The organism is Ferdinandcohnia sp. SAFN-114, from assembly GCF_059415045.1.
In genome coordinates this window covers 19,633-31,394 of record NZ_JBPFDQ010000006.1, presented here as the reverse complement: position 1 = coordinate 31,394, position 11,762 = coordinate 19,633, and the positions used below count along the sequence as shown (strand labels likewise).

General features: G+C 36.6%; 14 protein-coding genes. All 14 read left to right on the top strand.

The genetic code is table 11. The features are described 5' to 3' along the window. The first annotated feature begins 345 nt into the window (after positions 1–345). Entirely contained in the window at positions 346–546 is a 201-nt protein-coding gene (locus ACR65M_RS03150; RefSeq protein ID WP_099351703.1) for a DUF2768 domain-containing protein, read from the top strand. A 27-nt stretch (positions 547–573) separates the two neighbouring features. Further along, positions 574–1,293: a YphF family lipoprotein gene (locus tag ACR65M_RS03145; protein ID WP_341331035.1), complete on the top strand. Its 720-nt coding sequence runs from the start codon at positions 574–576 to the stop codon at positions 1,291–1,293. Positions 1,294–1,560: 267 nt separating this feature from the next. After that, positions 1,561–3,039 (top strand): stage IV sporulation protein A, encoded by a 1,479-nt coding sequence (gene spoIVA, locus ACR65M_RS03140; protein WP_121448992.1) that lies wholly within the window; start codon positions 1,561–1,563, stop codon positions 3,037–3,039. A gap of 289 nt (positions 3,040–3,328) precedes the next feature. Beyond that, positions 3,329–3,601: a non-specific DNA-binding protein Hbs gene (hbs, locus tag ACR65M_RS03135; protein ID WP_077618610.1), complete on the top strand. Its 273-nt coding sequence runs from the start codon at positions 3,329–3,331 to the stop codon at positions 3,599–3,601. A gap of 151 nt (positions 3,602–3,752) precedes the next feature. Then, positions 3,753–4,319 carry a GTP cyclohydrolase I FolE gene (folE, locus tag ACR65M_RS03130; RefSeq protein ID WP_341331036.1) on the top strand — a complete coding sequence of 189 codons (567 nt, stop codon included), beginning with the start codon at positions 3,753–3,755 and terminating at the stop codon, positions 4,317–4,319. 115 nt (positions 4,320–4,434) lie between these two features. Then, on the top strand, positions 4,435–4,665 hold the full coding sequence (gene mtrB / locus ACR65M_RS03125; protein WP_121448990.1) for a trp RNA-binding attenuation protein MtrB: 231 nt from the start codon (positions 4,435–4,437) through the stop codon (positions 4,663–4,665). 146 nt (positions 4,666–4,811) lie between these two features. Then, positions 4,812–5,627, top strand: a complete 816-nt coding sequence (locus ACR65M_RS03120; RefSeq protein ID WP_341331037.1) for a heptaprenyl diphosphate synthase component 1 — start codon at positions 4,812–4,814, stop codon at positions 5,625–5,627. A 2-nt stretch (positions 5,628–5,629) separates the two neighbouring features. Then, positions 5,630–6,334, top strand: coding sequence for a demethylmenaquinone methyltransferase (locus ACR65M_RS03115; RefSeq protein ID WP_341331038.1), 705 nt, complete (start codon positions 5,630–5,632; stop codon positions 6,332–6,334). 39 nt (positions 6,335–6,373) lie between these two features. Beyond that, entirely contained in the window at positions 6,374–7,336 is a 963-nt protein-coding gene (gene hepT, locus ACR65M_RS03110) for a heptaprenyl diphosphate synthase component II (RefSeq protein ID WP_341331039.1), read from the top strand. 172 nt (positions 7,337–7,508) lie between these two features. Further along, positions 7,509–7,955 (top strand): nucleoside-diphosphate kinase, encoded by a 447-nt coding sequence (gene ndk, locus ACR65M_RS03105; RefSeq protein ID WP_099351695.1) that lies wholly within the window; start codon positions 7,509–7,511, stop codon positions 7,953–7,955. 92 nt (positions 7,956–8,047) lie between these two features. Continuing rightward, on the top strand, positions 8,048–8,821 hold the full coding sequence (locus ACR65M_RS03100) for a CheR family methyltransferase (RefSeq protein ID WP_341331040.1): 774 nt from the start codon (positions 8,048–8,050) through the stop codon (positions 8,819–8,821). A 234-nt stretch (positions 8,822–9,055) separates the two neighbouring features. Next, positions 9,056–10,228, top strand: coding sequence for a chorismate synthase (gene aroC, locus ACR65M_RS03095; protein WP_341331041.1), 1,173 nt, complete (start codon positions 9,056–9,058; stop codon positions 10,226–10,228). Further along, the gene (aroB, locus tag ACR65M_RS03090; protein WP_440272521.1) at positions 10,228–11,307 is read left to right on the top strand and encodes a 3-dehydroquinate synthase; all 1,080 of its coding nucleotides are present in this window, start codon (positions 10,228–10,230) and stop codon (positions 11,305–11,307) included. Before aroC ends, aroB begins: the two co-directional genes overlap by 1 nt. Before the next feature lie 34 nt (positions 11,308–11,341). Beyond that, a complete protein-coding gene (aroH, locus tag ACR65M_RS03085; RefSeq protein WP_440272520.1) occupies positions 11,342–11,716 on the top strand; it encodes a chorismate mutase in 375 nt (124 codons plus the stop codon). Positions 11,717–11,762 lie beyond the last annotated feature (46 nt).

Here is an 11,762-nt window from a genome sequence, read left to right as displayed (position 1 = left end):
AGTTTTTTTGTTTTATTTCGAAAAAAGGTTTCATGTTCACAATTAACAACATTGTCTTAGTTTATAGATGCGTATTATGATATAATATTTGACGGAATGTTAAGAGGATGTTCAAAAAGTCCGGTGAAAATGACATTCGAATTTCTTTGTTGGCTTGCTGTTTAAGACCCTCACGTATTAAATTACATACGTTCCGGTGCTCAAAGCTTCGCCGCCTTGAACTTTCGACGCACAGGATGTGCTAGTGCCGGCGGCGCGCCATAGGACGTGGCGTTTTTAGCCGGCGAGGTCCTTTTCATCCTCCTTTTTGAATACACCTAGATGTTGGACAAGGGAGTGAAAAAGGTGACACCAGGATTACTAAAAATGTGGATATCATTTGCGGGTATTGCATTTATGTTTATCGCAGTAATATCCATTTATCTTAGCCGTTTTAAATTGAAGGGCTTCTTAAAAGGATTAGTAGCCACGATAGCATATATTTTTATGATTCTAGCAGGAATCATTATCTTCTTTGTCGTGTTCAGCGGACCTGTTAGTGAATAAAGATACAAACTTAAGGATGGTATTATTATGAAAGTTACGTTACAACTGATGGTAATTGTTTTTTCTTTATCATTACTTACGGGATGCTTGTATCCAAAAGAAAAGCTTACTGAAAACCAAATTCCATATGAAGACCAGGTTGCGGATGTTCAGAAAGCAGTTGACAAATTCAAAGAGGATAATGGTGGGCTCTTACCAATCAAAACAAGAGACATGGAGACTCCTTTATATCAAAAATATCCGATTGATTTTACTCGGCTTTCACCCAAGTACATAGCTGAACCTCCTGGTAATGCATATGAAACTGGTGGAGTTTATTTATATGTTTTAGTAAATGTAGAAACAAATCCAACTGTTAAACTTCTAGATGTACGAATTTCAGAAGAAATTAGTGAACTAAATTTACGAGTAGAAATGTATCGTTCATCAAATGGGTATGCACCATTTAAAGAACAACTTCAAACAGGTATATTTACTTTGGATTATAGCAAGCTAGGATTGAAAGAAGAACCGTTTGTGGTAAGTCCTTTTTCAGGGAAAAACTTACCACTCTTGATAACAAACACAAATGAGATTATTGTAGACTATCGTATGGATTTATATGAGTATTTAACAAAACATGAGCATACCTACCAATCAGGTGATGATATTCGGGATATTTTAGTTGAACATTCAATGTTTGTTCCTGTAAATTCCCACCCCACTACGATTGATGATAATAATGAACCAATATTTTTAAATAAATAAGTCATGAACCCTTCTTTTAGACATAAACTCTAAGAGAAGGGTTTTTATTTTGTAAATTATGTTCAAAAAGTGTAAGAAAAATAGCTTACTAGTGTAGTTTTCATTCATCTTTTTGAACTCAACTTTGCTGCTACATATTATGGGGGGAATTTTTTTCTAGAAATAGTCATATTTAATTAGGACAACGTCATACAAATATAATGTCCTAGAATATGTAGTAAACGGATATAATTATCCCAAGAATTGTAAAATCGGGAGGGATCACACTTGGAAAAGGTAGATATTTTTAAAGATATCGCTGAGCGCACCGGTGGCGATATATATTTAGGAGTCGTTGGTGCAGTTAGAACTGGCAAATCCACTTTCATAAAGAAGTTCATGGAATTAGTAGTTTTACCAAATATCGGTAGTGAGGCAGATAAGGCACGTGCACAGGATGAGCTGCCACAAAGTGCTGCAGGAAGAACAATTATGACAACAGAACCAAAATTTGTTCCAAACCAAGCTGTTTCTGTACATGTTGAAGAAGGACTTAATGTTAACATTCGCCTTGTGGATTGTGTGGGATACACGGTTCCGGGTGCAAAGGGCTATGAGGATGAAAATGGGCCTCGTATGATAAACACTCCTTGGTATGAAGAGCCGATTCCTTTTCATGAAGCAGCTGAAATTGGCACGAGAAAAGTAATTCAGGAGCATTCTACAATTGGGGTAGTAGTAACAACAGACGGCTCAATTGGGGAGATTCCTAGAAGAGATTATATTGAAGCAGAAGAGAGGGTTATTGAGGAACTTAAAGAGGTAGGAAAACCATTTATTATGGTTATTAACACAGTTCATCCTCATCACCCAGAGACAGATGCGCTTCGTCAAGAGTTAAATGAAAAGTACGATATTCCAGTTTTAGCGATGAGTGTTGAAAGTATGCGTGAAGCAGATGTTTTCAATGTTCTACGCGAAGCACTTTATGAGTTCCCGGTATTAGAGGTAAATGTTAATCTACCTAGCTGGGTAATGGTCTTAAGAGAAGATCATTGGTTAAGGGAAAGCTATCAAGATGCTGTGAAGGATACTGTTCAGGATATCAAGCGGTTACGAGATGTTGATCGAGTTGTAGGGCAATTTAGTGAATATGACTTTATTGACCAAGCAAGCTTGGCTGGTATCGAAATGGGGCAGGGTGTAGCTGAAATTGATTTATATGCTCCAGATGATCTATATGATCAAATCCTTAAAGAAGTGGTGGGTGTTGAAATCCGCGGAAAAGATCATCTCTTACAGTTAATGCAGGACTTTGCACATGCAAAAGCAGAGTATGATCAAGTGGCAGATGCACTAAAAATGGTGAAACAAACGGGTTATGGAATTGCAGCACCAGCGTTATCTGACATGAGTCTTGATGAGCCTGAAATTATTCGACAAGGTTCCCGATTTGGGGTTCGCTTAAAGGCTGTTGCGCCTTCTATTCACATGATTAAGGTTGATGTAGAATCTGAATTTGCTCCGATTATAGGTACAGAAAAACAAAGTGAAGAATTGGTCCGATATTTAATGCAAGACTTTGAAGATGATCCACTTTCTATCTGGAATTCAGACATATTTGGAAGATCATTAAGCTCCATTGTACGCGAAGGTATTCAAGCGAAATTATCATTAATGCCTGAAAATGCGCGCTACAAGCTTAAAGAAACTCTTGAAAGAATCATTAACGAAGGTTCGGGCGGATTAATTGCTATCATATTATAGGATAATGGCTCCTCACAAGGGAGTCTTTTTTTATGCAATAAAGAGGAGGATTTGCTTACGAAACACTTATATGATAAGCTTTTTACAAAAAAATAGAGCCGAATTGGTGAAATATACATAAAAAGGTAAAATTTCTGTTGAAATATATTGAATTATGTCTAATAATCGTTTATTATAAGGCATGTTAGTATCAGACTAACGTTGAAGACACTTGATGACACAAGACTCGCAGAACAATGAATAATCACTCATATTGAATGAATAGCATATTTGGGAGGAGGTGAATGTCATGAACAAAACAGATTTAGTTAATGCGGTGGCTGAAAGTGCTGAACTATCTAAGAAGGATGCTACAAAAGCTGTTGATGCAGTTTTTGATTCAATTCTTGAAGCCCTTAAAGGTGGAGACAAAGTTCAGTTAATCGGATTTGGTAACTTTGAGGTGCGTGAGCGTGCTGCACGTAAAGGTCGTAATCCTCAAACTGGTGAAGAAATCGAAATTGCTGCTAGCAAGGTTCCTGCATTTAAACCAGGAAAGGCGCTTAAGGATGCAGTAAAATAATTTTACATAGAAACTATGTGAAAGATATAAAATTGAATTACAAAAAAGAGTCGTTTCTTACGGCTCTTTTTATTTTTGTTTTCTGTACATAATTATGCTAGAATCAATTGACTAGTAGTATGTAATGTAAAATGAAGAGGGGTTGGCTAAAATGACTTCCATTGACTATAAAAAAATAGAGCAGGCAGTAACCATGATTTTAGAAGCAATCGGTGAAGATCCAGAGAGAGAAGGACTAGTCGATACGCCAAAAAGAGTTTCTAAAATGTATGCGGAGGTATTCTCTGGTCTACAAGATGACCCGAAAGAATATTTTCAGACCATTTTCGGTGAGGAACATGAAGAGTTAGTGCTTGTCAAAGACATCCCATTTTACTCAATGTGTGAGCACCATCTTGTCCCGTTTTATGGTCACGCACATGTTGCCTACATTCCTAAAGGTGGTAAAGTAACTGGCTTAAGTAAGCTTGCACGAGCCGTAGAAGCAGTCGCTAAAAGACCTCAATTGCAAGAGAGAATTACCTCAACAATTGCAGACTCTATTGTTGAAACCTTACATCCTCATGGGGTAATGGTAGTAATTGAAGCAGAACATATGTGTATGACAATGCGGGGAGTAAAAAAACCAGGAGCAAAAACAGTAACTTCTGCTGTTCGTGGAATATTACAAAAAGACCCAGCTGCGCGAAGTGAGGTATTATCTTTAATTAAGAATTGACATACGTAATGAATTACGAGATAGTAAAAATAATGTGGATTTCACTCATTTTCCATTAAATGTGGAATGAGTTGAAAAAATTTCCTTTACATAGCATTCATAGGAGTGAAGAAGGATGAGTAATAATTCAAACTCAGAATTTATTGTAATTAAAGCAGTGGAAGATGGAGTCAATGTAATCGGTTTAACGAGAGGATCTGATACACGCTTCCATCATTCGGAGAAATTAGATAGAGGCGAAGTAATGATTGCCCAATTTACTGAACATACTTCAGCAATTAAGGTTCGTGGCCATGCAATTATTCAAACTAGCCATGGAGAAACTGAATCTGATTCCAAAAAATAAAGCAGGTTATTCCTGCTTTTTCTTTTGGATTGCATAAAACTAAGGGAAAAACTATGGGATATATGTTATAATTAACGTTGTTTTAAAGAGACTAATATAAAGACCTTCAAAATAGAAAATCTATTATTTAAATTGGGGAAACAAGGGTGATTGATTTGCATGACATCAAGGAAATAGTTGCCAATCTTAAGGAGCGTATTGAGGTTAAAACAAGACATTCATACCTTCAAAGATATATGGAAACACCTAGCATAGATGAAGATAAGATTTTATTATTGAATTCGATATGCGAGGATTTACTTTTGCCAAAAGAGCAATTGGAAAACTATATAGTAACAACTATGCTTGTTCAACAGGCATTGGATACCCATGAATCAGTCCCCAATCGATTATCCTATTCAGATGAACGCATGCGCAGTCAACAGTTGGCTGTATTGGCGGGAGATTATTTTAGCGGATTATATTATAAACTTCTGGCTCAGGTCTCCGATATAAACTTCATTCGAGTACTTGCAGAAGGAATTAAAGAAGTAAATGAAGCAAAAATTTATTTGTACCAAATGGACAATGAAAATATAGACAAGCTTTTTAATTGTGTAACTACTGTGGAGTCGGCCATTTTTCAAAAAATTATAAAAAGCTTTCAAATAATAAAATGGGAAGAACTCATTTTGAATTTTTTATTATTAAAAAGACTACTGCGCGAACGCGAACAGTATCTGGAAAACGGGAATTCAATTCTCTTCAAGACGCTAAAGAAAATCGTTTTTCAGCATGAAAAACATGATCATGAGACACAAGTAATGATCGTTTTTAACAGGCAGCTTTCTGTTGTAACAAATAAGCTGGATCAGATTTTAGCAAAGAACCCAAAAATGAACAGTATCTTATTAAATCGAATTAATGAGTTACGATTTGAAGGTGCTTCAATATCAATGAATAAGATTGTGGAAGAAGGGTAATTATGGAGCAATCTAAAGAACAGCGTGTACACCATGTGTTTGAAAAAATATATAAAAATTATGACCAAATGAATTCCGTGATTAGCTTCCAACAACATAAAGCCTGGCGTAAGGATACAATGAAAAGAATGGATGTCCAAAAAGGCTCATCCGCATTAGATCTATGTTGTGGAACTGCAGATTGGACGATTGCGCTTGCAGAAGCAGTGGGTCCTAATGGGAAAGTAGTTGGTCTAGATTTCAGTAAAAATATGTTAAAAATTGGCCAAGAGAAGGTTGTTAATCTGCAATTAGATCAGGTTAAATTGGTACATGGAAACGCGATGGAACTGCCGTTTGAGGATAATTCCTTTGACTATGTAACAATTGGCTTTGGTTTAAGAAATGTACCAGACTATATGACCGTTTTAAAAGAAATGCAAAGGGTAGTAAAACCTGGTGGCAAGGTTGTTTGTTTAGAAACTTCACAACCAACAATGATTGGATTTCGTCAATTATACTTTTTCTATTTTCGTTTTATTATGCCAGTTTTCGGAAAACTTTTTGCGAAAAGCTATCAGGAATATTCATGGTTACAAGAATCTGCACGTGATTTTCCAGGCATGAAAGAACTAGCAAATATGTTCCGAGAAGCAGGCTTAAAGGACATTGAAGTTAAACCGTACACTTTGGGTGTAGCTGCTATGCATTTAGGGTATAAGAAATAATATTTTCGCGTCATATTTTTGTAAACTAAGGTGAAACTCATGAAATTATCTTTGATGTATTCGTATTTGAATACAGATTTAGCTATTATAGAAAAGGAACTGGAGGCTTCCATCAAAGGGGAGCATCCTGTTCTTCAGCAAGCTGGATTGCATTTATTGCAATCAGGTGGAAAACGATTACGACCTGTTTTTGTCCTATTAGGTGGCAAATTCGGTAAGTATGATATTAATGTGATTAAAAACGTAGCCGTAACACTTGAGCTTATTCATACAGCATCGCTTGTCCATGATGATGTGATTGATGACGCGGACCTACGTCGTGGCAAGCCTACCATTAAAGCCAAATGGGACAATAAAATTGCAATGTATGCAGGAGATTATATACTAGGAAGTTCTCTAGAGATCATCACGAAACTTGATAATCCTTTATTACATAAACTTCTTGCTCATACAATCGTCGAGGTGTGTTTAGGTGAGATTGAGCAAATTAAAGATAAATACCGGTTTGATCAAGACTTACGATGTTATTTGCGTCGTATAAAACGGAAAACGGCCCTATTAATCGCAAGTAGCTGCCAACTAGGAGCAGTTGCGGCGGGTGTTCCTTCTGATATTCATAAAAAACTTTATTTATTTGGCTATTATGTTGGAATGGCCTTTCAAATTACAGATGATATTCTTGATTTTACAGGCACTGATCAACAACTAGGCAAACCTGCTGGTAGTGACTTGATGCAAGGGAATATTACATTGCCAGTTCTTTATGCGATGAATGATGCGAAACTTAAAGACCTTATTACTCAAGTTTCAGAACATACAACATCTGACGAAATTAAACCATTAATCACGTTGATTAAACAATCAAATGCAATCAAACAATCTGAGGCTATAAGTAACCGTTATTTAGATAAAGCGTATAAGGTATTAGAGGAATTACCTTCTGGTCGTGCTAGAAATACACTATATAATATTGCAAAATATATCGGAAAAAGAAAATTTTAAAGTTACTTGGCCTCTTTGTAACTTACCTCGTGTTGTCATTAAAAAACTGAGCGCTTAAACGCAAAAGTGTATTTAATGAATACAGTTGCAAAACCAATCGAAATAGTGTTACTATTTTGATTGGTCGCTAAAAAATGACTATTATACATATTTTGGTGGGGTGGAGAGAATTATGGAAAAAACGTTTTTAATGGTTAAACCTGATGGAGTCCAACGTCAATTAATAGGTGAGATTGTATCACGCTTCGAAAGAAAGGGCTTTCAATTAGTAGGGGCAAAACTAATGGTAATTTCTGAAGAACTTGCTGGAGAACATTATGGTGAGCACAAAGAGCGTCCATTCTTTGGAGAGCTTGTAGATTTCATCACTTCTGGTCCTGTATTTGCAATGGTCTGGCAAGGTGAGAATGTAATTGCAACTGCACGTCAAATGATGGGTGCAACAAATCCGAAGGATGCCCTTCCAGGAACAATTCGTGGTGATTTTGGATTAACTGTTGGAAAGAATGTAATTCACGGTTCTGATTCACCGGCAAGTGCTGAGCGTGAAATCGCACTTTTCTTCAAAGAAGAAGAAGTAGCGGCATACGAAAAGCTTATTAATAACTGGATTTATTAATCCATCAAAAACCAGCTCTAATAGGGCTGGTTTTTCTTAAGGAACCTTTCATTATCAACACCAAAACTATGTATAGTTTTTAGGAGATCGCTATGAACACAGATTACATCACTTTTACCCACCAAATAAAAAGAAAAACAGGTATCGATTTGCGTTTATATAAGGAAGCTCAAATGCTAAGAAGACTTACATCGTTATATGAAAAAAGAGGATTTACGAGTTTTGTTGATTACTATAAGGGTATTGAAAAGGACAATGAACTATTTCACGAATTTTTGGATCGTATGACAATAAATGTATCGGAATTTTATCGAAATGCAAAAAGATGGGAAATACTAGAGAGAAAGATTCTCCCAAAACTTATAGAAAAAAATCGAAATCTTAAAGTATGGAGTGCCGCGTGTTCTGCAGGTGAGGAGCCTTACACCCTAGCAATGATACTTTCGAAGTTTTTACCTTTACACAAAGTATCGATTCTAGCTACAGATATTGATGAAAATATACTAGCAAGAGCAAAGCTTGGTGTGTACTCTGAGCGTGCACTTCAGGAGCTCCCAAATCATATGAAAAATCATTTTTTCACGCAAAAGGATACTTTCTATCATATTAATTCTGAGATTAAAAAGTCGGTGACCTTTAGAAAGCAAAATTTGCTATCAGACTCATTCGATGCTGATTTTGATCTAATCGTCTGTCGTAATGTCTTGATTTATTTTACAGAAGAGGCTAAAGATATGGTATACAAGAAGTTTAGTAATGCATTGAAAAGTGACGGGATATTGTTTGTTGGAAGTACTGAACAAATTTTTAATCCTGGTTCATATCATTTAGAAACCGAAGATACATTTTTTTATCGAAAAAAATAAAGCATGTAAAATAAAGCGTCAGAAAAATGACAAATCTAATAATGTTTGCTACGATATAGTAATCGAATTTGCCTCTGGGTGAATTCTTTTTCTTTATCATAATGTATATAAATCATAGAAATTTTTGAAAAAATCTATCCGGAATTATAGAGATTATGATATATTGGTACATAATCGCTTTAAATTACGAAAGTGAAATTCTTTTTCACGATTACATATAAGGGGGAAACACACATGAGATACTTAACAGCTGGTGAATCACATGGGCCACAGCTTACAACCATACTTGAAGGTGTACCTGCTGGTCTTGAACTTACTGCAGAAGATATAAACTTTGAACTTGCTAGACGTCAAAAAGGACACGGACGAGGCAGAAGAATGCAAATTGAAAAGGACCAAGTGAAAATTGCAAGTGGCATTAGGCACGGTAAAACATTAGGTTCTCCAATTGCATTAGTCGTTGAAAACAATGACTGGAAACACTGGACGAAAATTATGGGTATCGAACCTATTACTGATGATGAGGCAGAAGATATTAAGCGTAAAATTACACGTCCACGCCCTGGACATGCAGACCTCAATGGAGCAATCAAATACGGACATCGCGATATGAGAAATGTTCTTGAAAGATCTTCAGCTCGTGAAACGACAGTACGAGTTGCAGCTGGAGCAGTAGCTAAAAAATTCTTGGCATCTCTAGGGATTCAGGTTGCTGGCCATGTATTAGAAATTGGGGGAGTACGTGCGAAGAATATTACCTATTCAACCCTAGAAGAATTGAAAACAAAGACCGAAGAATCTTCAGTTAGATGTATGGATGAGGAAGCGGGCGTTCAAATGATGAATGCCATTGATGAAGCAAAGAAAAATGGTGACTCCATCGGTGGGATTGTTGAAGTCATCGTTGAAGGTGTACCTGCAGGCGTAGGAAGCTATGTTCATTATGACCGTAAACTGGATTCGAAAATTGCGGCAGCAATGGTAAGTATCAATGCCTTTAAAGGTGTTGAGTTTGGTATTGGATTTGAGGCAGCTAGAATTCCTGGAAGTCAGGTTCATGATGAGATCATTTGGGATAAAGAAGCTGGATATAAGCGAAGAACCAATAATTTGGGCGGCTTTGAAGGCGGTATGACAAACGGTATGCCTATTGTAGTACGAGGTGTAATGAAGCCAATTCCAACTCTTTATAAGCCATTAAAAAGCGTTGATATTGAAACAAAAGAAGTATTTGAAGCAAGTATTGAACGGTCTGATAGCTGTGCAGTACCTGCCGCATCCGTAGTCGCTGAGGCAGTTGTGGCGTGGGAAGTTGCAAACGCAATTGTTGAACAATTCGGACAAGATAGAATCGATTTAATTCAAGAAAATGTAGCGAAAATGCGTGAGTATTCGAGGGAATTCTAATGGACCAGTTAACCATAGCAACAAAATCGAAATCCTATCCAATGTACATTGGAACTGATATTATCAATCTTTTGCCACAAGTTATAAAGGATACCTGTAAATCGGTATCAAAGGTACTTGTTATAAGTGATGAATCGGTTGCTTCACTATATTTAGAGGAAGTAAAAGATATCCTTCATGCCCAATTCGACGAGCCGTTATCGTTTGTTATTCCCGCTGGCGAAAGTGCAAAATCATTTGAAATGTATTATCAATGTCAGACTTTTGCGTTGGAAAATGGGTTAGACCGTTCATCGGTAATTCTTGCATTAGGAGGAGGTGTCGTTGGCGATTTAGCAGGTTTTGTCGCGGCAACATTCATGCGTGGCATCCCATTTATCCAAATTCCAACTACATTGCTTGCACATGACAGTGCAGTTGGAGGGAAGGTTGCCATTAATCATGAACTAGGAAAAAATATGATTGGTGCTTTTCATCAACCGAATGCGGTATTATATGATATTGATTTAATGAAAACATTGCCAAAAATCGAGCTTCGTTCAGGCTTTGCAGAGGTCATTAAGCATGGATTAATTTGGGATCCGGAGTTTTATGAGTGGTTAACTGAAAACATTACATCTTTAGACGATTTAAAGGGTGAAAAGCTTCAATACGCTGTATTAAAAGGTGTAGCCGTAAAGGCAAAAGTTGTTTCGGAGGACGAACAAGAAAAAGGACTGCGTGCCATCTTAAACTTTGGGCATACCTTAGGTCATGCTATTGAAGCTGAATCTGGTTATGGAAAGATTACCCATGGAGATGGCGTTGCAATTGGGATGATTTTTGCATTAAAGGTAAGCGAAAAAATCTTTAATAGTAATCTATCATCTGAAAAAATAAAGGAATGGTTTAGCTTATTTGGGTTCCCAACCAGCATTCCTGAACATTTAGAAGTTGATAAATTACTTGAACGAATGAAGCATGATAAAAAAGCTACCTCAGGAAAAGTAAAAATGGTCTTGTTAAAAAATATTGGGGAAACTGTTATTCAAGATATAGAAGATGAGCATCTACTCCGTTTCTTAAAGGATTTTATTTAAGATAAGATGTCTTATGCAAAAAGGAGGAGTGTAAATGATAAGGGGAATACGTGGCGCCACCACTATAAAAGAAAATAATAGACAAGAAATATTAACAGCTACTGAACAGCTACTGCGTGACATGATCATTGAAAACCACATTGAAGCTGCAGATGTGGCACAAATTGTATTTTCAGTCACCGATGATATTGATGCAGCTTTTCCTGCTGCAGCGGCAAGACAAATTGATGGATGGACATTTGTTCCAGTAATGAGTATGAGAGAAATCCCTGTACCGGGTTCATTGCCATTGTGTATACGCATATTAATGACTGTGAATACAACTGCAAAACAAGAAGAAATCAATCATGTATACCAAAATGGAGCGATTGTCTTAAGACCAGACCTTTCAACCGTACAAGGTAAATAAAACTATACATTGACAAATTGAAGATGTATATGATAAGTTTAGTTAC

Bases quoted from the DNA above. Each gene is read 5' to 3' on its own strand.
- ACR65M_RS03145 (WP_341331035.1), top strand. From the start codon at position 574: ATGAAAGTTACGTTACAACTGATGGTAATTGTTTTTTCTTTATCATTA.
- hbs (WP_077618610.1), top strand. From the start codon at position 3,329: ATGAACAAAACAGATTTAGTTAATGCGGTGGCTGAAAGTGCTGAACTA.
- folE (WP_341331036.1), top strand. From the start codon at position 3,753: ATGACTTCCATTGACTATAAAAAAATAGAGCAGGCAGTAACCATGATT.
- mtrB (WP_121448990.1), top strand. From the start codon at position 4,435: ATGAGTAATAATTCAAACTCAGAATTTATTGTAATTAAAGCAGTGGAA.
- ACR65M_RS03115 (WP_341331038.1), top strand. From the start codon at position 5,630: ATGGAGCAATCTAAAGAACAGCGTGTACACCATGTGTTTGAAAAAATA.
- hepT (WP_341331039.1), top strand. From the start codon at position 6,374: ATGAAATTATCTTTGATGTATTCGTATTTGAATACAGATTTAGCTATT.
- ndk (WP_099351695.1), top strand. From the start codon at position 7,509: ATGGAAAAAACGTTTTTAATGGTTAAACCTGATGGAGTCCAACGTCAA.
- ACR65M_RS03100 (WP_341331040.1), top strand. From the start codon at position 8,048: ATGAACACAGATTACATCACTTTTACCCACCAAATAAAAAGAAAAACA.
- aroC (WP_341331041.1), top strand. From the start codon at position 9,056: ATGAGATACTTAACAGCTGGTGAATCACATGGGCCACAGCTTACAACC.
- aroB (WP_440272521.1), top strand. From the start codon at position 10,228: ATGGACCAGTTAACCATAGCAACAAAATCGAAATCCTATCCAATGTAC.
- aroH (WP_440272520.1), top strand. From the start codon at position 11,342: ATGATAAGGGGAATACGTGGCGCCACCACTATAAAAGAAAATAATAGA.